The sequence below is a fragment of the Flavobacteriales bacterium genome, from assembly GCA_020635395.1.
In the GTDB taxonomy this organism is placed as follows: Bacteria; Bacteroidota; Bacteroidia; order NS11-12g; family UBA9320; genus UBA987.
This window is the reverse complement of the sequence record JACJZV010000002.1, coordinates 228,385-250,209: the sequence shown is the minus strand read 5'-3', so window position 1 is coordinate 250,209 and position 21,825 is coordinate 228,385. Positions and strand designations below refer to the sequence as shown.

At 37.6% G+C, this 21,825-nt stretch carries 17 protein-coding genes and 1 tRNA gene; 7 read left to right on the top strand and 11 right to left on the bottom strand.

Features of this window, described 5'->3' with window-relative positions:
- The first annotated feature begins 80 nt into the window (after window positions 1–80).
- Window positions 81–1,400, top strand: coding sequence for an MBOAT family protein (locus H6607_07275; protein MCB9262159.1), 1,320 nt, complete (start codon window positions 81–83; stop codon window positions 1,398–1,400).
- Entirely contained in the window at window positions 1,400–2,431 is a 1,032-nt protein-coding gene (locus H6607_07270; protein MCB9262158.1) for a hypothetical protein, read from the top strand. The genes H6607_07275 and H6607_07270 overlap by 1 nt, the downstream gene beginning before the upstream one ends.
- Here the strand turns inward: H6607_07270 and H6607_07265 are convergent.
- The 4 genes from H6607_07265 to H6607_07250 form a co-directional block, all read right to left on the bottom strand.
- On the bottom strand, window positions 2,412–3,935 hold the full coding sequence (locus H6607_07265) for an MBOAT family protein (protein MCB9262157.1): 1,524 nt from the start codon (window positions 3,933–3,935) through the stop codon (window positions 2,412–2,414). The genes H6607_07270 and H6607_07265 overlap by 20 nt on opposite strands.
- Complete coding sequence (locus H6607_07260; GenBank protein MCB9262156.1) at window positions 3,935–5,059, bottom strand: hypothetical protein; 1,125 nt, start codon at window positions 5,057–5,059, stop codon at window positions 3,935–3,937. Before H6607_07260 ends, H6607_07265 begins: the two co-directional genes overlap by 1 nt.
- Before the next feature lie 110 nt (window positions 5,060–5,169).
- Window positions 5,170–6,246, bottom strand: a complete 1,077-nt coding sequence (locus tag H6607_07255; GenBank protein ID MCB9262155.1) for a mannose-1-phosphate guanylyltransferase — start codon at window positions 6,244–6,246, stop codon at window positions 5,170–5,172.
- 1 nt (window position 6,247) lies between these two features.
- Complete coding sequence (locus H6607_07250; protein MCB9262154.1) at window positions 6,248–7,189, bottom strand: KpsF/GutQ family sugar-phosphate isomerase; 942 nt, start codon at window positions 7,187–7,189, stop codon at window positions 6,248–6,250.
- 137 nt (window positions 7,190–7,326) lie between these two features.
- On the opposite strand from H6607_07250, the gene recQ reads away from it, so the two are divergent.
- The 4 genes from recQ (at window position 7,327) to H6607_07230 (ending at window position 11,502) form a co-directional block, all read left to right on the top strand.
- Window positions 7,327–9,519 carry a DNA helicase RecQ gene (gene recQ, locus H6607_07245; protein ID MCB9262153.1) on the top strand — a complete coding sequence of 731 codons (2,193 nt, stop codon included), beginning with the start codon at window positions 7,327–7,329 and terminating at the stop codon, window positions 9,517–9,519.
- A 244-nt stretch (window positions 9,520–9,763) separates the two neighbouring features.
- Window positions 9,764–9,834: transfer RNA gene (locus H6607_07240), tRNA-Gln, on the top strand.
- 75 nt (window positions 9,835–9,909) lie between these two features.
- Complete coding sequence (locus tag H6607_07235) at window positions 9,910–10,884, top strand: ribose-phosphate pyrophosphokinase (GenBank protein MCB9262152.1); 975 nt, start codon at window positions 9,910–9,912, stop codon at window positions 10,882–10,884.
- Window positions 10,885–10,905: 21 nt separating this feature from the next.
- The gene (locus tag H6607_07230; GenBank protein MCB9262151.1) at window positions 10,906–11,502 is read left to right on the top strand and encodes a 50S ribosomal protein L25/general stress protein Ctc; all 597 of its coding nucleotides are present in this window, start codon (window positions 10,906–10,908) and stop codon (window positions 11,500–11,502) included.
- Between the two features lie 57 nt (window positions 11,503–11,559).
- On the opposite strand, the gene H6607_07225 is transcribed toward H6607_07230, so the two are convergent.
- The 3 genes from H6607_07225 to H6607_07215 all read right to left on the bottom strand — a co-directional run bounded on the left by H6607_07225 (window position 11,560) and on the right by H6607_07215 (window position 13,874).
- A complete protein-coding gene (locus H6607_07225; GenBank protein ID MCB9262150.1) occupies window positions 11,560–12,588 on the bottom strand; it encodes a rhodanese-related sulfurtransferase in 1,029 nt (342 codons plus the stop codon).
- 47 nt (window positions 12,589–12,635) lie between these two features.
- Window positions 12,636–13,085, bottom strand: a complete 450-nt coding sequence (locus tag H6607_07220) for a hypothetical protein (protein MCB9262149.1) — start codon at window positions 13,083–13,085, stop codon at window positions 12,636–12,638.
- A 120-nt stretch (window positions 13,086–13,205) separates the two neighbouring features.
- Entirely contained in the window at window positions 13,206–13,874 is a 669-nt protein-coding gene (locus H6607_07215) for a T9SS type A sorting domain-containing protein (GenBank protein MCB9262148.1), read from the bottom strand.
- Window positions 13,875–14,075: 201 nt separating this feature from the next.
- On the opposite strand from H6607_07215, the gene H6607_07210 reads away from it, so the two are divergent.
- Window positions 14,076–15,962: a choice-of-anchor L domain-containing protein gene (locus H6607_07210; GenBank protein ID MCB9262147.1), complete on the top strand. Its 1,887-nt coding sequence runs from the start codon at window positions 14,076–14,078 to the stop codon at window positions 15,960–15,962.
- A gap of 42 nt (window positions 15,963–16,004) precedes the next feature.
- Here H6607_07210 and lhgO read toward each other — a convergent pair whose 3' ends face one another.
- The 4 genes from lhgO to H6607_07190 all read right to left on the bottom strand — a co-directional run bounded on the left by lhgO (window position 16,005) and on the right by H6607_07190 (window position 21,822).
- Window positions 16,005–17,198 carry an L-2-hydroxyglutarate oxidase gene (lhgO, locus tag H6607_07205; GenBank protein ID MCB9262146.1) on the bottom strand — a complete coding sequence of 398 codons (1,194 nt, stop codon included), beginning with the start codon at window positions 17,196–17,198 and terminating at the stop codon, window positions 16,005–16,007.
- 75 nt (window positions 17,199–17,273) lie between these two features.
- Entirely contained in the window at window positions 17,274–18,002 is a 729-nt protein-coding gene (locus H6607_07200; GenBank protein ID MCB9262145.1) for a response regulator, read from the bottom strand.
- Entirely contained in the window at window positions 17,995–21,075 is a 3,081-nt protein-coding gene (locus tag H6607_07195; protein ID MCB9262144.1) for a histidine kinase, read from the bottom strand. The genes H6607_07200 and H6607_07195 overlap by 8 nt, the downstream gene beginning before the upstream one ends.
- A complete protein-coding gene (locus H6607_07190; GenBank protein ID MCB9262143.1) occupies window positions 21,076–21,822 on the bottom strand; it encodes a response regulator transcription factor in 747 nt (248 codons plus the stop codon).
- Between the last annotated feature and the right edge of the window lie 3 nt (window positions 21,823–21,825).

Below are 21,825 nucleotides of genomic sequence, written 5' to 3'. Positions count from 1 at the left end.
CGGTAGCATATCTCATCTTCCTGCCTTTGGTGGTTGTGTTATACTATTTGTTGCCAAACAAATATAGGTGGGTGTTGCTTTTGTCAGCTAGTTATTTGTTTTATGCCTGGTGGAAAGTTGAGTTTTTGGCACTTATCGTTTTTTCAACATTGGTGGATTATACGGTGGCGTTGCAAATGCCGCAAAAATCGCAAAATCAAAAGCGTGTTTTATTAATAATGAGCCTAATAACCAATTTGGGTTTGCTCTTTGGTTTTAAATATTTAAGTCTGTTTGTAAAACCTCCCGATGCCATGTTGGCCAATATTTACACGGCACAGCATCCCGTTTTTGGAGTGCTTGTGCAGGGTGTGTTTTTTGCCATTCCGGTGGGTATTTCGTTTTACACATTTCAAACGCTAAGCTACACAATTGATGTGTACAACAACCGTATTAGTCCCGAAAAACACTTGGGTAAATTTGCACTTTTTGTTACCTTTTTCCCGCAATTGGTGGCCGGTCCTATCGAACGATTTGCTGATTTAATGCCTCAATTAAAAGCCAAATATGTGCCTAATTATGAAAATTTTAGAAATGGGTTTAGACTTATTCTTTTTGGCTTTTTTGTTAAAATGTGCATTGCCGATAACCTAGCACCTTTGGCAGACGAAGTTTATTCTCATTCACTAAATTATACGTTGGGCAGTCGTTGGATTGGCACTTTAGCCTTTTGTTTTCAAATCTATGCCGACTTTGCCGGATATTCTCTCATAGCACAGGGTTCTGCATTGCTTTTAGGCATCAGTTTGATGGATAATTTCAAAACACCCTACCTCAGCACGAGCATAGGCGAGTTTTGGAGTAGGTGGCACATTTCGCTTTCTACATGGTTTCGCGATTATTTGTACATACCGCTTGGGGGCAATCGGCAATCTACCTTTAAATGGGCGGTGGCCATTATGATAGTTTTTGTTGTAAGTGGTTTTTGGCATGGAGCCAATTATACATTTATTGTCTGGGGCGGCATTCATGGTTTGCTCTATTTGCTCGAAAAGAGTACCACATCAGTAATTAAAATGAAGAATAAAACCAATGCAAAAATTATTGGTGGCATACTCATTTTTTTAGGGGTAAATGCGGCTTGGGTGTTCTTTAGAAGTGAGAGCATCGATGCTGCATTTAGTCATTTGCAATCTTTATTTCAACCTTCGGGTAGTAAAATGTTAGACATCGAGCCTCAAATATTTGTAATGTGGCTTGGATTAATTTTGGCTGATTTTGCCTTATATAATAAACGAATAGATGCCGTTTTGTCAAATTATTCATGGCCTATCCGTTGGGGAATATATGCCCTATTTTTATGGTGCATTTCCGCCTGGGCAGGTGTCACAAATCATCCGTTTATCTATTTTCAGTTTTGATGGAAAAGTTGAAAAATATCGGTATGAAGGGGTTGCCACGAATAGCGGTTTTGATTGCTCTGTTTTTGCTTTTCAATCAGATATACAAAACTTTTTTTTGGAAGAATGATTTAGACAAAATGGCACCAACCGTTCTGGATATTTGGCAGAAACAGGATATGGCCGATGTGCTTTATTTTGCAGAGTCATCCAATTTTACCACCTCTCCAAAAGATAGTTTAAAGTTGCGAATTAGTGATTTTGCCGACCAATATTGCGATGATTTAAGGATTGTGGCCATTGAACATCCTGCCTACGATGCCCGTCAGTTTTTACCCTTGTTAAAAAATGTAGAATCTGGCAAAACCGTCATTGTTACCATGAATTTGAGAACCTTCGGTCCAGATAATATTTATGGGGGAAATACGGCTCAATTGTTAAAAGAATCAAGATTTTATGAACCCAATCTGCCAATAATGACAAGATTGTTGGCATCGCTCAATTTTTACGATAATAGAAGTGGACACGAACGAGATATTGAAAAATGGAAACATTGGATTTATGATACGTTTGAAAACAATGACTCGATAAAATTTCAGTTTAAAAACGTGAAAGAATGGACGGCACAAGAAAAGTTTTTGTCCGACACGGGGTCGGTGCAGTTGCAAAAAAGAATTATTGCCGACCAAAATATTAAAGTTTATGGTTTTAAGATTGATGAGAACAACCCCATTTTAAAGGCTTTTGATGAAATGGTGGATGTAGCTAAATCAAAAGATATAACATTGATTTTTAATATTTTAGCCGAAAATGTAGAGCAAACCGAAACGATGGTCGGACACAATTTGGTATGGTTAATGCGTCAAAATCGGGATTTTTTGGTGGATAGGTATGGCATGAAAAACGTTCTTGTTATTGACAATTTGGAGTTGGTAGGCGATATTCATTTTTTGGATAGAGAAACATTTCCAACCGAACATTACGACCAAATAGGGAGGCAGATTATCGGAAAAAAAATAGCTGAGGAATTAACTAAAATTGGAAATAAATAAACGGTTGTATATCCGAAGTTTTAGCCTGATAAACGATGAAAATGACTGCAGCACAGGTGGCCACTTTTGCCCAATCCGGCATTATTACGAACAGATTTTTTGCCCATGATTTAAAATTATTGGGTATAAAGTGTATTAAAAATCCTAACAAAATGAAGGCCAATGGAATTGCAAATCCCGAAATTCTTTCGCCCACTGTTGCCCACTCAAAATGATTAAATATTTGATTAAACATCAAACGGACTTTGGCTAAATTTTCAGCTCTAAAATAAACCCAGCAATAGGCCACAAAGTGAAAAGTAATGAAGCCCGTGATGATAGTGGCTAACAAAGACTTGGCTTTGCTTATTTTTGGGAAATACTGCATCCAGAGTTTGTGAATAGCTAATGCCGCACCATGCAAACCACCCCAAATGATAAACTTGGTGGCAGCACCATGCCACAAACCACCGAGCAGCATGGTCAACATTAAGTTAATATAGGTTCGTATCTTCCCTTTTTTGTTTCCGCCCAGCGAAATGTATAAATAATCGCGAAGCCAAGAACTAAGAGATATATGCCAACGCCGCCAAAAATCAGTAATAGAGGTGGATTTGTATGGCGAATTGAAATTGATTGGAATATGAAAACCCAGCAGGGCTGCAATGCCTATGGCCATATCGCTATATCCAGAAAAGTCGCAATATATTTGAATGCTGTAGCCATACACAGCCATCAAATTGCTAAATCCGGTATAAAGTTGGGGAGCTTCAAAAACTCTATCCACAAAGTTGGCCGATATGTAATCTGAAATAAAAACTTTTTTAAACAAACCACTCATTATGAGGTACAAGGCCATGCCGAGTTGCTCGCGGGTAAGGTTGTATTTTTTGTAAATCTGCGGTATAAAATCGGATGCACGAACAATGGGACCTGCCACCAATTGAGGAAAAAAGGAAACAAAAAAGCCAAAATCAACCAAGTTTTTTGCAGGCTCCAATTCCCGTCGGTAGATGTCTATAGTGTAGCTCATGGTTTGGAAGGTAAAAAAGGAAATACCCACCGGCAGTATTATTTTATAAATATCAAAATGACTACCAAAAATGTTGTTTGAAAAAACCGACAAATAATTAACGGCCCTAAATTCGGTTCCGGCCATATCATTTATAAGCGAAACAACATATTCAGAGTATTTAAAAAAGGCCAAAAGCCCCAAATTAATAACCATGCTAATTATTAGGTAGGTTTTTCGTGTTTTGGTGTTTTCTGAGCGGTAAATTTGGTTTCCACACCAATAATCGACAAGTGTAGAGAATAGTAGCAAAAAGAAGAAAATGCCACCGGATTTATAATAAAAGAACAAGCTAAACCCCAATAAATAAGCGTTTCTCACCAATGTTCTCCTGTTTACAAAGGCAAAAATGATAAAGCCAATGGTAAACAAAAATAGAAATAGGTATTGACTAAAAATCAGTGGATTTTTAGCGTGATAGAAAAATATTTCGCGAGGTGTAAGCACTGCAATTAATCAAATCTTTTTTCGTAGGCATCAATGATTGTTTGATACAATAGCCTACCTTGAAGCACATACCCTTCTTCGGTAAAATGCACCAAGTCACCTCTTGCCAAACCTTCATTTCGCCATTTGTTTACCGAATAACTGCCACCCATTACGGCATTAAAGTCCCAAACGGCAGCTCCAAATTCATCCGCCAATTCATAAATTCCATCTACCACTTCATTGATATTGTTGTTGTGATATTTTTGTGAAACATAAAAATCTCCGGGGGTTGTAAACAACAACGATACTGCGGGATTTTGAGAAATTATTTTGCCAACCAACTCTCTGTAATACGATTTGAAGCATGTTTTGCAAAACAATTTCTCACTCATGTAAGCATCGTTTGTACCCAGCGAAATTATAACCAAATCTGATTCTAAAGAAGCAAATTGATCATCGAAAAAATTATTTCTTAAATAGCTCTTTGCATAAGCCCCATTTAGCCCAATGGCATTGTATATAATGCCCGGATTTTCGTTTTCAAAACTCATCCCAAACAGCTGAAAATACTGCTGGTCGTCAAATTTTTCGAACCCCAACCACAGACTGTCTTGGTTTTTGGTAAAAAATATTTCAGACACGGAGCTGCTGATTGGCTGATAGTCGTAGTCCAATCTATTGCTGTCGGCATCCAGCAAGGCAATATCAAAACTCAGTGGTGTGTGGTAACTAAATAGTTTTAGTTTGCTGAATTCGTAGTTCATGTCATCGTCAAAATTTGGGTTGATTTTGAACGAAGATGAGCTGTCGAAGGTGGTAGCTGTAGCACCGCAAACCCCAAAGTTACAGTCATTGCTTGTCAATATGCTTCTACAACCTTCCCACTGCCCGTTGTATGAAATTTTTATATTTAGGGGGCTGTTACTTCTGATAAGCCGGAATGGAAAAACAAATCCACGACCGCCATTACCGAAGGTTTTTTGAAACAGTTTTCTTGTGGTGTGTGATAAGAAATCGGCTTGAATGTGGCTATCGCCAATATGAGTAATGTTTAATTTGGTTCGCCTTCCTTTTATCAAATCGTCAAGTAAGGCATAAAATGAAGCCATGTTTTGAGGTTTTTGAAGTTCATTTTTTGACAAGTTCACACACGCGTATTCTCCGTCATAAACTCTAGAAAAATCGGACGTGTGTGCCGAAAATGATGTGATTATTACGGCAACAACAAAGAAGAGATATAGTTTTAATCGATTGAAAATCAAATGTATTTGTCCTTAAATTTGGCCTTTACCTCGTTGACAATTCGTTTTACTTCTTGTTCGTTTTCTTTGTTGCAGACCAAAAGAGCATCTTCCGAATCAAGCACAAATAAATCGTTTACGCCCTCCAAAACCACCAATTTTTCGCCATAAGAAACCACCAAATTGCCTTTAGAATTAGTTAACTCAATGTTGGTGCCAATTGGTACATTTTGTTCTTCATTTTTATCGGCCACTTCGTAAAGAGATTTCCAAGTTCCTAAATCGCTCCACCCAAATTCTGAAGGAATAACATAGACATTGTCCGATTTTTCGATTATCCCGTAGTCTATTGAGATGCTCTGACAGGCCGGATAAATTTGGTCGATAAACTCTTTTTCTTTACTACCAAAGTATTTTGATTTTCCTTTTGCAAAAAGGTCATACATTTCCGGAAGGTGGGTTTCAAAGGCATGTTTCAATGTTTTTACGGTTGAAATAAAAATGCCTGCATTCCACAAAAAATCACCACTTTCAATAAAATTTTGGGCAATTTCCAAACTTGGCTTTTCGGTAAAAACTTTTACTTTAAACACCTCTTTCCATGCTGAATCATCTAAAAATTGAATGTATCCGTAGCCAGTGTCGGGTCTGGAAGGTTTTATACCTAAAGTAACAATAGATTCAACCCTTTGGCAAAAATCCATAGCTAATTTAACTCGGCTCAAAAAGGCCTCTTGTTTTAAAATAAGGTGGTCGCTGGGTGCCACCACTACAGTGGCATCAGGGTGTTTTGAAGCAATTTTCGAAACGGCATAGGCTATACAGGGTGCTGTATTTTTGGCTATGGGTTCTCCCAAAATTTGATTGTCTTTTATAGTAGGAATTTGGCTTTTTATTAAATCATAATAATCTGAATTTGTGACGATTAAAATATTTTCTTCGGGCAAAATTTCTGCAAAACGTTTATAGGTCATTTGCAAAAGAGATTCGCCCAATCCCAGCATGTCTAAAAATTGTTTTGGTTTGGAGGCTCGGCTTTTTGGCCAAAATCTCGACCCAACGCCTCCTGCCATTATTACAGCATAATAATTCATATCAAAATATTCCTTCTCTGTTTAAATCATGAATATGCACCATTCCAACATATTCCTTATTGTCTAAAATAATTACTTGACTAATCTTTTTTTCGGCCATAAGCAACGACGCATCTGCCGCAAGTTCGTTGGCCTGCATGGTTGTTGGGTTTGGGTTCATAATGTCTTTGGCGGTGAGCTGTTCAATAGAGGTGTGGTTCTCCAGCATTCTTCTTATGTCGCCATCGGTTATAATTCCTACTAAAACATGATTGTTTAATACGGCCACAGCTCCAAGCCTTTTGGTCGAAAGTTCAACAATTACATCTTTTATGGAGGCATTGGGCGAGGTTTGAGGCTGGGAATTTTGTTTGGACAAATCGGCTAAGGTTGTATAAAGTTTTTTACCCAACGATCCACCCGGGTGATATTTTGCAAAATCGCGGCTTGTAAAACCTCGTGCTTTTAAAAGGCAAATGGCTAAGGCATCGCCCATTACCAGCTGAGCCGTGGTGCTTGTGGTGGGAGCAAGATTGTTTGGGCAGGCTTCTTTTTCAATGGTGGTGTCTAAAATATAATCGCTTTGCATTGCCAAATAAGATTCCAAATTGCCAACCATACCAATAAGAAGATTGCCGTTTTTCTTAATTATGGGCACAATGGCTTTAATTTCTGGTGTATTTCCACTCTTCGAAATGCAGATTACAATGTCGTTTTCTTGCACAATGCCTAAATCGCCATGCACTGCATCGGCGGCGTGCATAAATATAGATGGCGTTCCGGTGCTATTCAGTGTGGCCACAATTTTGTTAGCTATAGCCGCACTTTTTCCGATGCCGGTAATAATTAACCGTCCATTTGACTGCAAAATTTTAAAAACTATTTCTTTAAAATCGGGTTTTACTTTCCTTTGCAGTGCCGAAACGGCATTGGCTTGCAAACCAATGGCTTCTACGGCCCACATCACTACATCATCAAGGTTTTGCAAAAAGCGTTGAATTTGATGCAAATTAAATTTTTTTTGTTTTGATACTAAAAGTTTTCTTAATTTAGCTTTCGGAAAGAAACACACATACATATTAACATAAGTACACACGATAGATGACAACTGAGACGGAGGATTTGCACAAGAGTTTAAAAGAATTTTTTGGTTTCGACTCTTTTAAAGGAAACCAAGAAATTGTAATCAAAGCCATATTGAATAACGAAGATTGCTTTGTGATTATGCCCACGGGTGCTGGCAAATCATTGTGCTATCAGCTACCTGCTTTGATGAAGGAGGGTACAGCCATTATTATCTCCCCACTCATCGCCTTGATGAAAAATCAGGTTGATTCCATTCGTGGCTTTGGAGAAAGCGATGCGGTGGCTCATTTTTTAAATTCATCGTTAACAAAAACACAAGCCACCATTGTGAAAGATGATGTGGCCGCCGGAAAAACAAAAATGCTTTATGTGGCACCCGAAACGTTGAAAAAAGATGAAACCATCGAATTTTTGCGTTCTGTAAAAGTGTCGTTTGTGGCCGTTGACGAGGCTCACTGCATTAGCGAATGGGGACATGATTTTAGGCCAGAATACAGACGCATAAAGCAAATCATTAAAGCTATTGACGATGTGCCGGTAGTGGCACTAACGGCCACAGCAACGCCAAAAGTGCAGCATGATATTCAAAAAAACTTGAATATGCTTGATGCACAGGTTTTTAAATCGTCATTTAACCGAACAAACCTTTATTATGAGGTAAAAGCCAAGGGCAAAAAAGGACAGGCTTTAAAAGATATTTTAAGTTTCATAAACCGGCATCCAGGCAAATCAGGCATTATCTATTGCCTTAGCCGCAAAAAGGTGGAGGAAATATCAGAAATATTAGTGGCCAATGGTGTTAGAGCGTTGCCCTATCATGCAGGATTAGACGCAAAAACACGTTCGAGCCATCAAGACCAATTTTTGATGGAAGAGGCAGATGTTATTGTTGCCACCATTGCATTTGGCATGGGTATAGACAAACCCGATGTACGCTTTGTAATACATTATGACGTACCCAAAAGTTTGGAAGGCTACTATCAAGAAACAGGCCGCTCGGGCAGAGATGGTAGAGAGGGAGATTGTTTGTTGCTTTACAACCCAAGCGACAACGAAAAATTAGAAAAATTTCTTAAAGATAAGCCCGTGGCCGAGCGAGAAATTGGTACACAACTTATTTTAGAAATGGCCTCTTTTGCCGAAAGTAGTCAATGCAGAAGAAAATTCTTGTTGCACTATTTTGGAGAAGAATTTGACGATGCCAATTGCAATAAAATGTGCGATAACTGTCGAAAACCAAAACAAATGCATGATGTAAGCAAGGAATTTGTGCAAATGTTGAAAGTAGTAAAATCTACCGACGGAAAAGTTAATATGGACCACATTGTAAAGATACTTATTGGCAAGGCATCAAACGAGGTAAAAGCCTACAAACACAATGAGTTGGAGCTATTTGGTGTGGGCAAAAACAAAGACCAAATGTTCTGGAAAAGCACCATTCGTTTGGCATTGTTGAATAATTTGGTCGAAAAGAATATCGAGCAATATGGACTTTTGTCTATTCTTGAAAAAGGAGAGGAGTTCCTTAAAGCTCCAGTTAAAATTGAAATGCCGGTTGATACAGAATTTGAAAGTGTGAGCGACGAAGAATTTGAAAGTGTACAAATTGAATCAGTTCACGATGAGGAACTGTTCATGAAGCTGAAAGAACTTCAGCGAGATGTGGCCAATGAAATGAATTTGCCACCGTATGTGATTTTCCAAGAATCTGCCCTGGAGGATATGGCTACGAAATATCCTATAACCATGGCCGAGCTTGAGAATATTCAGGGAGTCGGTAAAAACAAAGCCCTAAAGTTTGGCAAGCCATTTATTGAGCTTATTGCTGAATATGTGGAAGAAAATGAAATTGACCGACCACAAGATTTGGTGCTGAAAACAGTGGCCAACAAGTCGGGCAAAAAAATTGCCATCATTCAAAACATCGACAAAAAGTTGAGTATTGAGGATATTGCCAATGCCCAAGGAATGGAGGTTTTTGAGTTGTTAGACGAAATTGAAAACATCGTTTATTCAGGTACAAAGTTGGATTTTTCATACCTTATCGATGAAATAATTGATGAAGATGTTAAAGATGAAATTTTTGACTATTTCCGTTCTACGGAGAGCAATGATTTGGATGAAGCCGTAAATGAATTTGATGGTGATTTTTCGTTGGAGGAAATGCAATTGTTTAGAATTCAATTTATTAGCGAAGTAGCCAATTAGAGGTTAACTCTTATTCGAAATATATTTATAAAAGCTAAGGAAATAACACCTTAGCTTTTTTTGTTGTGGCAAAATCAACCTATTCTCAAATTTATGGTGGAGATAGAGCAAAAGTTCAATAGGAGGTATATGTTGATTTTGACACATATTCATAACACATTTAAGCTGAAAGCGTAGCAGAATTAATTTTTTTTAAAAATCTTTTTTAAGAATAAAATACAATACTAAATTTGCAGCCCAATTTTGCCCGATCGTCTAATGGCAGGACCGCTGTTTTTGGTACAGCTTGTGGAGGTTCGAATCCTTCTCGGGCAACAAAGTTGGTTAAAATAACCAACCGTTTATGATAACCGTTCGTTACTTTTGAAACGGTGAAAGTAAAGCGATTTTATGCCCTCATTAATAAACAAAGTCAAAATATTTAGCGGCACAGCAAGCCGCGGCTTGGCGGAGAAAATAGCCCTTTCTTATGGGCAACCGCTTGGAGATGTTTCAGTCCCCTTTTATAGCGATGGAGAGTTTCAACCTTGTATTGATGAATCGATTCGTGGTTGTGACGTATTCTTTATTCAGTCCACCTTTCCACCGGCAGACAATCTTTTAGAATTGTTGTTGCTAATTGATGCAGCAAAACGGGCAAGTGCCCACATGGTAACTGCCGTTATTCCTTATTTTGGTTTGGCAAGGCAAGATAGAAAAGACAAGCCACGTGTGCCAATAGGAGCCAAAATGGTAGCCAATATATTGGTAGCAGCGGGTGCTGATCGTGTAATGACAATGGATTTGCACGCTCCACAGATTCAAGGATTTTTCGATATTCCCGTAGATCACTTGGATTCCTTGGTTATTTTTATTCCTTATCTCAAAAGCTTAAAATTAGACGACTTGGTTTTGGCAGCACCCGATATTGGGGCTTCAAAACGGGTTAGAGAGTTTGCAAAAGTGCTAAACTGCGATATGGTTATTTGCGATAAAGAACGTAAAAGAGCCAACGAAGTGGCCAGTATGACTGTAATTGGCGATGTGCAAGATAAAAATATAGTGTTGGTAGATGATATTTGCGATACGGCAAATACCTTGGCCAAAGCTGCTCAATTGCTCAAAGACCAAGGTGCTTTGTCTGTAAGAGCCGTGTGTACCCACCCTGTTTTGTCTGGTAAGGCTTATGAAACCATCGAAAATTCGGCATTAGAAGAACTGGTGGTTACGGATACAATTCCGTTAAAAAAACATTCAGAAAAAATTAAAACATTGTCGGTGGATAGGCTTTTTTCTAATGCCATCCGCAATGTATGCGAATATGGTTCGATAAGTTCATTGTTTAATATCGACAATGCTTATCAATCAAAATTAGGTTTAAAATAATTTGTAAAAGTTAAATAGTAAATGAAAACAATTGCTTTAAAAGGAGAATTGCGAAGTGGATTGGGCAAGGCCAGTTCAAAAGCAGTTAGAAAAGAAGGAAAAACTCCTTGTGTGCTTTATGGTGGTTCTGAAAACGTTTCTTTTTCAGTGTATGAGGCAGACTTCAAAAACTTGGTATATACACCAAACACGTACTTAGTAAGACTTGACATTAACGGAAAACAAACCATTGCAAAATTGCAAGATTTGCAATTTCATCCTGTTTCTGAAAGTATTTTGCACGCTGATTTTTACGAGTTAAATCTCGAAAATCCAGTTGAATTGAGTATTCCTGTGCATGTAGTGGGCAACTCTCCAGGTGTTAGAGCAGGGGGTAAGTTGATGGTAAAAATTCACAAATTGAAGGTAAAAGGTCTTATTCAAGACATGCCAGACTTTGTTGAAGTAAATATCGACAAGTTAAATATTGGTAAATCAATCCGGGTTCGAGATTTGAACATTCCAAACGTTGAATTGCTTGACACTCCTGAAAACAGTGTTGTTTCAGTTATCGTTACTCGTGCTTCTCGGTCGGCAAGTGCTGCTGGAGGTATGGATGATTCTGAAGATTCAGAATAAGATATATCCAATTTCTTTAAAACAGATAAGAAAAAAGCTCCTGAAAAGGAGCTTTTTTTATTTCATCGATAAGGTATTTTTAAACCGACCTTTACTAAATATTCTAACTCCTGTGTCTTTTCCTTTTCGTAGTTCCTTTTGCTCTTCTTCAGGCAATGCCGCAATGGTCTTGCAATCGTCAGAGCAGCATGATTCATACTTTTCGGCACATTTTGGACATTGAATAAAAAGGAGATTGCATGCCTTATTCTTGCAATTAACATGGTCGTCAAAAGGCTCTCCACATTGATGGCATTGAGCAATTACATCATCCGTTATACGTTCGTGCAATCGTTCGTCAAAAACAAAATTTTTGCCAATAAATTTATTTTCCAACCCTTTTTCTGCGGCATCTCTGGAGTATTTAATTATGCCACCTTCTAAATGATATACGTCTTTAAATCCTTTGTATTTTAGAAAAGCACTCGCTTTTTCGCAGCGAATGCCGCCCGTGCAATACATCAAAACCGGTTTGTCCTTTTTTTCGGCTAATTCGTTAACCACCATAGGTAGCTGCTCTCTAAATGTATCTACATCAGGGCACCAGGCGTTTTTGAAATGACCAACCTCGCTTTCGTAGTGGTTTCGCATGTCAATAACAATGGTTTCGGGGTTTTCAAGCAATTGGTTAAATTGTTGAACACCCAAATAGGGTGCGGGTTCTGTAATGTCAAAAATATCTTCCTCTAAACCATCAGCCACAATTTTGTTTTTAACCTTAATAGCGAGTTTAAAAAATGATTTTCCGTCATCTTCTACTGCATAGTTCAACCGAATGCCATCCAAAAAAGTTATGTCTGCCAAGACTTGTTTAAACGATTCAAGGTTGGTTGTAGGCACGCTGAGTTGGGCATTTATACCCTCTGAGGCCACGTAAATTCTGCCTAAAACACCAATTTGATTCCAGTTGGTATATAGATGGTCTCTAAACAATTGGGGATTGCCAATTTTGGCATACTTGTAAAACGAAATGGTAGTACGAGCAATGTTGCTCTCTTTTATTTTCTGTTTTAACTCTTCCCCATTAACAGTATTATGCAATTTCATGTTACACTCTTTTTAATGAGAACGGCAAATATAGCCCAAATAAATGCTTATGCTTTCCTGATTTTGCTCAGCAAATTGTTTAAAGCTGTTGCTTCTTTTGTGCTTAGGTTAAAAAATACTTCATCCAAAGAATGTATTTTTGATTCGATATTTTGCAAAGTCTCTTTGCCCGTTTGGGTAAGGCTTATGTGAGCAAATCGTTTGTCATCTTTGTCTACGGTTTTTGATAAAAGTTTCATTGAAATAAGTCTTGAAACTAATCTGGAAACATCCGAATCGTTGTCTATGATTGAATTTTTAATGGAAGTGTTGGTGGCAGGTTGTTTGCTGTTGGCCACAATTTTTAAAACCTGATATTGGTTGTAGGTTATTGTTTCGTCTCGAAAACAGTCGCGTATTTGAAGATTTATTCTGGCGTTCGCCAACTGAAAGTTTAGCAACGTTTTTTCCCATTTATTTCTAAACTTGACTATTCCGAGTTGCTTTTTCAATTTCATATTGCGAAGTTATACGTTAATCATTTGAGACTCAAATTTTTAATGTTAAGTTTTGTCATGAACTTAAATAAAAAAGGCGACTCAACCGAATCGCCTTTTTAGCTATGACCAAATCGAAGGTTATAGTTTTACAAATTTTGTGGTGTATATTTTCTCTTCATTTCGAATGGTAATGAAGTATATACCCGCATTTAATTCAGATATATCAACTTTATTTCCAATTATTTCCTTGTTCCATTGTTTGCCTTCGGCATTGCTTATCACTACTTCTGAGGCAGTGGCAAGTTCTTTCATGGACAAAGTCAGCATGCTTGTGGCAGGATTTGGAGACACAATCAAATTTTGATTATTAATAGAATTTACACTAGCAGATGCACACCATAAATCCAAAATATATGTAGCTGTGCTGTTAACGTTTGGAAAATCTACGTTGTAAACATATAGTGAAATAACTACCGAGTCAGTACAACATTTGTTAAATGGATAAAAATGACAAACCATGGTAAATGATTCTCCATCAGTTACGCTAAAATCGGCCGAATCTGTATCCTCAGAGTAGCATGTATTTTTATCGCATATAGCATTTTTTACGGTGCCACAATTTTGTACAATTTTTCTTACCCACCTATAGTTTCCGGCATTTGCTACCGTAATGACATTGTGTGTTTCTATGTCAGATTCTGTTTCAAAACCCGTGGCAAGATCAGCCGTATCCTTATTCCAAGTAATTTGGGCGTTTGAAAAAAGAGCAAAAAGACAAAGTAAAATCAGTGTATAAAATATTCTCATTGTTTCTAAATTTTGCACGCAAGTTGCCAAAAAAAAATTACACCACCTTTTTTTTTGATAATAATTTTAAAAATAGTGTCATTATTTTGACTAATCTTCTGTTTATTTTTGTGAGAAATATAAAAGCCTGCGGCGATACGTTTTCTATAAGTTTTGATTCATTCCTCTAAATTCTGTAATCAATTTGGTTCTTGTTTAAGAATGGGCTTCATTGTTATCTTTCTTTTTGTGGCGGTTTTATCGAATGCACAAATGATTGTGGCCGGCGGATTTGGCGGTCAGGTTTTGGTAAACAATATTTTGGTGGGCGATGGTGTAAAGACGAAAAATATTGTCTATCAAGGACACAGCAAGTCAATTGCTCTTTTTGAAAGAGGAGATTCAGCCGATTTGGGTCTTGATGCCGGAATTATACTATCATCGGGGATTGCAACAGATGCCAAAGGCCCAAATGATGTGCCAGATAAATCAGGTGATATGAGTCAACCGGGAAACATAACTTTAGACAACATTGCAAAAATAGCAACGAAGGATGCAGCCGTTTTGGAATTTGAATTTATGCCTCAAACCGAAGAAATCGAATTCAAATACATATTTGCATCCGAAGAATATCCGAGATATGTTGATAGAGGCTTTAATGATGTATTCGGGTTTTTTATATCAGGACCCGGCATATCTGGCGAGCAAAATGTTGCCTTGGTTCCTGGTTCGAATGTGGAGGTAACCATTGATAATGTTAACCATTTAAGAAATACAGAATATTTCATTTTGAATGATTCATCACAAAAAGTAAAGCAAAAGTATTTGCAACCCAATGGACAAACGGTGGTGTTGAAAGCCAATCTTACCCTGATTCCCTGCAATTGGTACAAAATAAAGTTAGGAATTGCAGATGTTGGCGATAGAAACTTGGATTCATGGGTTTTTGTGGGAAGTAAGAGTTTTAAACATAAAACCGGACTTGGAAACGACACGACTTTCTGCTCCGAAAACTTTAACATAACACTCGATGCAGGACATCCGGACAGAAACGTACTTTGGTATCCGTCTGGGGAAAGAACGCAAAAAATAAATGTAAAAAGCTATGGCACATATACCGTTGAAGTATTTACTCAATGTGGCAGTTTTAAGGATGTGAAAAAGATTCTGCCGGCCATTAAACCCATAGATATTGGAAATGACACCACTATTTGTGGAAATGAAATTGCCAAAAACCTTGAGGTAAAAGCAAGAACATTTGATACGTATCAATGGTCGAACGGAGATACTACCCCTACCATTTTTGTTGACAAACCCGGTACATACTGGTTGAAAGTTGGTCGATACGGCTGTTATGAAGAGGATACGATAACCATTGATGCTATTGCAATTCCCGAAGTGCATTTGGGCAACGATACAACCTTTTGCGGTGATTTTATTTTGCCTTTAAAGTCAAATTTTAACGGGGATGATTATACATGGAACGATGGAAGCAAATTGGGCATACTAAGAGCGACCACGCCGGGTCTATATTGGCTTAGGGTTGATAAAGATATTTGCCACGACATAGACACTATCGTTTTAAACCAGAGAAAACCGTTTAGCATTGATATTGGAGATCCATATCAGGTATATTGCCAAAAGAGAGATATTAGGTTGAGTACGCAACTGAATGACTCGAGTTATTCGTTTAGCTGGAATACTGGAGATTCGGTGGGAGCCATAACCGTAAATGAAACGGGTAGATATAAGGTTGTGGTTACGGATAAAGTTTGTGGTTACTCTGATTTTGATGAAACCGAAATTGTATTTTTAGCAGAAAACCTCGACTATTTTGTGCCAAATGCCTTTAGTCCAAACAATGATGGACTCAATGAATCTATTGGCCCCGTTTTTCCATTGAGCAAGGTCGATGAATATTCGTTTGAGGTATATAATCTTTGGGGAGAAAAGATATTTGAGAGTTTTGTCTATGGCGAAAAATGGGACGGAACATACAAAGGAAAACAATCTGAACCGGGAGTCTATATCTGGATGGCTCGTATAAAAGCAGAATGTTTGCAAGATCCAAAAATGTATAAATGGGGTACCGTAACCCTCATGCGGTAAATCAACTCAAAGAAACTGCTGAGGAGCGTTTTTTACAAAATATCAGCTTTTTTCTATCCAAATTTCTGCAATGGTTTTTCCAATAGATAAACTCGAAGTGGCTGCAGGACTTGGTGCATTCAGTACATTAATAACATTTTTATCTTCTATAATTTTAAAATCATCCAATAATCCACCTTTTCTGTCACACGCCTGAGCTCTCACACCTGCTTCGGCGGCTACAAGGTCATGTTCAGTAATTTCTGGAATAAGTTTTTGTAGAGCCTTTGTAAATGCCTTTTTGCTAAACGACCGCCACATTTCGCCCATACCAGTTTTCCAATATTTTGCTGCTACTTTTTGAAAACCGGGCCACATGAGGCTTTCAAAAAGCTCGCCCAAATTGATGTCTTTCTTTGTGTATCCTTCACGTTTAAAAGCCAAAACAGCATTGGGACCAGCTTCTATATGGCCATTCATCATTCGGGTAAAATGAACACCCAAAAAAGGAAAGTTGGGGTCAGGAACCGGATAAATAAGATTCTTTACTAAATGCTTGGCCGAATCTTTTAGCATATAATATTCGCCTCGAAAAGGAATTATTTTGGTGTCTGTTTTTTGGCTCAGTTCTGCTACTTTATCAGAATAAAGACCTGCACAATTTATCAAGGTTTTGGTTTCAATTTCATGGTTTTTTGATCGAACTATCCAGTTGTTGTGGTTTTTGGATAAACCATCTGCCCTGTAATTGAACAAAAATTCACCACTCATTTTTTCAATTTTCCAGCGATATTTTGCCGCGACAACTTTGTAGTCTATAATGCCAGTTTGAGGAACAAAAATGCCTTGAACTCCATTCACATGGGGTTCATATTCGCGAAGTTCATCTTGTTTCAAAAGTTTCATTCCATCCAAACCATTTTCAATGCCTCTATTGTATAGTTTGTTTAATTCAGGAATCTCTTGGTTTGAAGTGGCCACCACAATCTTTCCGCACAAATCATAAGGAATGTCGTTTTGCTGAGCAAAATCTATTAGTTGATGATATCCGTCGATGCAATTTTTGGCTTTTAACGAACCCGGTTTGTAGTATAAACCACTATGAATAACGCCACTATTGTGACCGGTTTGGTGCTTTGCTTCGGACGATTCTTTTTCTAAAATGATGAGTTTTGTTTCAGGTTTTTTTTCCAAAATTCGGTAGGCGGTTGCCAATCCAACTATACCGCCGCCAACAATTGCCACATCGTAGATCATTGCTTTTTTTTGGCAAAAATCGGATTAAACCGCAACATTGCCACTCATAGCCAACAAATTCATAACCAAACCATTTTACCCTCTGAGAAAATCCAGAAGCTTTGATAATTCGAAGGTTGATAAATCTATCCGTTCTTTATTGTTAAACACCAGTTGCCGTTTGGTGCTAAGGTTGGTGTTTAGATGTCGCATATTAACGAATAGTTCCTTACCCACAAGTTGAAATTCTTTGTTTACAATAATGTCTTGAAACTCTTTGATGTTTCGTTTGCTTTTTACGCTTGGTTTGTCAAAAAAATGGATTTCGCTGCCTTTTTCGAGTTCGTTGATATAAAGTATCTCATCTACCGAAGCGAACAGCAAGCCAGAAGGTGTAATGACAGGAATTTGAGTAAACTTGCTTTTCAATATTCCATTTACCATTTGATAGGCTGTTTTGATATTGGTTTTTTGCTTAACCACCCGTTTTACGGCATGTTGTAGTTCTTCTATATCCAAAGGCTTGAATAAACAGGTAATTCCAGAATATTTGAGAGCTTTAACCGAATATTCATCATAAGCGGTCACAAAAATAATTTCAAAAGTTATTTCTTCGAGTTGTTGCAATATTTGAAAAGAATCTCCCTCTTTTAGGCTAATGTCTAAAAATACTAGATTTGGATTTAAAGTATGAATGGCATTTAAAGCCTCCTGAATGTTTTCGGCAGTGCCAACAACATTAACTTCGGGGCAAAAATTTTCCAAAAGGGTTTTTATTACCTCTCTACTTTTTAATTCGTCATCAACTATAAGTGCATTAAGCATCTTTGTCTTTTATATCTTTGATTATGGGTAATATCAGGGTTACTCGGGTGCCAATGGGGTTGTTGTTTTCATCATATAAATCTACGATGTTAAACTCAGGTTTTTCTTGCATATCCTGAGTCAATATTTCCAGCCGCTCACCGGTTACTTTTATTCCTTGCGATTTGTGTTTTTTGGTGCGATTTTGATTTAGAATGGCACTTTGTTCTCTTCCTATGCCATTGTCTTCAATAGTACATTCCAACTTGTTTTGTTTTTTTCTGAAATGTACAGTCAAATTTCTGTTGGCTTCTTTAGGCAAAAGGCCATGGATAATGGCATTTTCTATATAGGGTTGTATGAGCATACTTGGCACAAATATTTGTTTTTCATTTAGCTCATCTTCCACCTCAATCGAAAATTCGAGTTGATTTTCCATTCTTAATTTTTCAAGCTCCAAATAGGTATAAAGCCAATCTCTTTCTTCTTTTAGGGTAATATATTTCACCCTTGAATTTTGCAAAATCATTCGCATCAAACTCGAGAATTTAGTGAGGTAGGTGTAGGCCGCTTTGGGTTCATTTTTTAAAACGAAATACTGGATAGAGTTTAGACTGTTAAAAATAAAATGAGGATTCATTTGGCTTCTCAAGGCTTTTAATTCTAAATCAACCAATTTGTGCTGATAGCTCTTTGAAATGCTGCGGGTTCTGAACCTAAAGATGAGCAATATAAGTGCAATAAGAGCCAGTGCTATTAACAACCGAAACCACCATGTTTGCCAATATGGGGGTTCAACTACAACTTTTATGGTTCGCTCGTCATTACTCCAAACGCCTTGATGGTTGGCTGCTTTTACGCGGAATGTATAAGTGCCGGGAGATAGATGTGTATAGTATGCCGTATGCCTGGTTCCGGCTTCAATCCATTGATTGTCAAATCCTTCCAGCATGTACTGGTAGGTGCTTTGATGACTGTTGTTGTATGATAATGCTGAAAAACCAAAACTGATTAGATTTTCGTTATGCGATAGAAGAATTTTATCAAGATAATTAATATCCATTTCAAGGTTCACTTCTTTATCCATTTTTTTAAAAGAGGTAAGAGCTACTTTAGGTGGAATTTCTTTTTTGTGAACAGAAGCAGTTTTGAAGTAGTTAAATCCATGCAAACCACCAAAATAAAACGTATTATCTTTTGTTTTCCAATAGGCTCCTTCGTTAAATTCCAGACCCTGCAGGTAATTACTAAGGGTATAGGCCTTAAACGAATTTTTGGAAGAATTATACTCAATCAAACCATTGTTAGAACTAAGCCAATAAGTGTTGTTATCTGATTTTAAAATTCCGTAAATAACATCATTAGGCAAACCTTGTTCGCTGGTTAAGTGTTTAAATTTCAATGTTTTTCTATCAAATATATTGAGTCCGCCGGCATACGTCCCAATCAAATATAAATCGTTGCCCATGGCCTCAATACACATCATGGCATTTACGTTTGGGCTGGTGCTGTCTTCGGTATGAAACAATACTTCAGAAAAAACAGAATCTGTTTTGTTAAAAATCTGAAGTCCAGTTCTAAAGGTTACCAAAATAAGCTCATCCCGTTTGGGGTCTTCAATAATTTGATAAATTGGATTGTTGTTCAGATAACCGTTTTTAAAAACAATATATTTTTTGGTTTTTCGGTCAAATTTGGCCAAACCCCATCGGGTGGCCAACCACAAATTACCTTGTTCATCTTCAATAATATTTCGTATAGTTTTTACATTTATTTCTTCCCTTTGAGGAGGGTAGTGGGTAAACTTGTTGGTCTTTCTGTCATACGAAAACAGGCCTTCATCGCGGGTTCCAATCCATAAAATGCCAAACTTGTCTTCAAAAATCGCCCGCACGGATTTGGTTTCAATGTGGCCTGACTTAATTTCCGGAATAACCCTTAGCTCTTCTGTTTCTGGATTAAATTCGGCCAAACCACCGCCCAGAGTGCCGAGCCAAACATGTTTATCGGCGGTTTCATAGATGCTGTAAATATTGTTGTTGGTTAATTTTTCGTCATGTTCAAACCGAGTGTATAGGTTGAAAAGTTTCATGTTGGGGTCGTATTTGCTTATGCCGTCTCGGCAACCAAACCACAACGCTCCGGTTTTATCTTTGTAGCCCACCAACAAATCATCGCCAACCAAACTTTGAAAATCGAATGGATTGTTTCTGTAGTTTACAAATTTTTCACCATTAAATTTTAAAAGTCCCGCTCCGTCTGTTCCAATCCAAAGGTTGCCTTCATTATCATGCAAAATAAATTGCATAAAGTTGGCTCCTCTAATGCGGGGTGATGGAATTGGTATAACCTCATCGGTTTTTGTATCCCATATTTGAAGCCCTTGGCCGCTGGTGGCAAAATAAACTTTTCCTAAATGGTGATAAATAGAGTTAATGGCCTGATTTTCAAATAATTTTAACGACGAAAATTGCTTAAAACCTCCATCTTTCAATAAAATAATACCCTGCATTGTTCCAATCCACAAACCCGTTCCTGCTGCCTCAGGTTCAATGGCGTTTACATAGTTATTGGGTAGTTTGCTGTTTTCTTTCGTAAAAATTTGCCAGCTTTTAGATGTTTCATTAAAGAGAACTAATCCATTTCCATCCAAGCCCACCAATAGATTTCCGCGACTATCCTTTTTTATACAATTTACCGGAAACTGGTTTTCTGTGCTATCGAGTGATGCAATTAAAAAATGGGTAAATTTCTGAGATTTTTTATCAAACTTATCCAAACCGCCGTTGTAAGTACCTACCCACAAATAGCCCTCATTGTCTTCGTATAGAGCCGTTATGTGATTGCTAATTAATGAGTTAGGGTTTTTGTTGTCGTGTTTGTATATTTTAAATTCATACCCATCAAAACGATGAAGCCCCTCTGCAGTGGCAAACCACATAAATCCATCTTTTCCCTCCAAAATACCGTTTATGGTGCTTTGAGCCAAACCATCTTCGCGGGTAATGTTTTCAAAATGGACAATATCTGATTGTGCAGAGACAAAAACTGTCGATACAAAAAATAGATAAAAAGGGAGTAAATGTTTTAGCATTTATAATTTACTCAAAGCGTGTAAAAAGTCTTCTTTTCTTCTTTTAGAAACATCAACCGAATCGCCGTTGCTCATAACTACATATCCGCCTTCGCCCCTAACGTATTTTTTCATTTCATGTAAATGAATTAGGTAGGATTTGTGTACACGGAAAAAATCATAATCGCTAAGTAAATCTTCATATTCTTTCAAATTTTTGGATACGGTAATTCGTTCGCCGGTCTTTAAGAAAAAATAGGTGTAAGCCCCATCGCCTCTAAGATAAATGATGTTGTCAATTTTAATAAAAATAAGTCCATCACTACTACTGATAGCAATTTGTTGGTTCTGGCTATTGGTTTTCATGTTGCTCACAAAAACCTCAAAATTTTTATTAATTCTATCTGTTTTACGCTTGGCCTCGGCTCTGGCTAAAGCTTCTTTTAATAAACTCAAATCAATGGGTTTGAGCAAATAATCAATGGCCGTTGTGCGAAAAGCTTTTGAGGCATATTGCTCATGGGCCGTAGTGAAAACAACCTCAAAGTCAATGGTGTCGAAGGCTTCGAACAAAGCGAATCCATCCTTTTTGGGCATTTCAATATCTAAAAATACCACATCCGGTCTGTTTTTTTCAATAGCCTTTACTCCTGATGCAACAGAATCGGCTGTGGCAACCACCGACACGCCCTCAACCAGGGTGTGCAACATGGCTTCAAGCCCTTCTCGGCTTTTTTGCTCGTCGTCAATAATTATGGCTGTAAGCATACT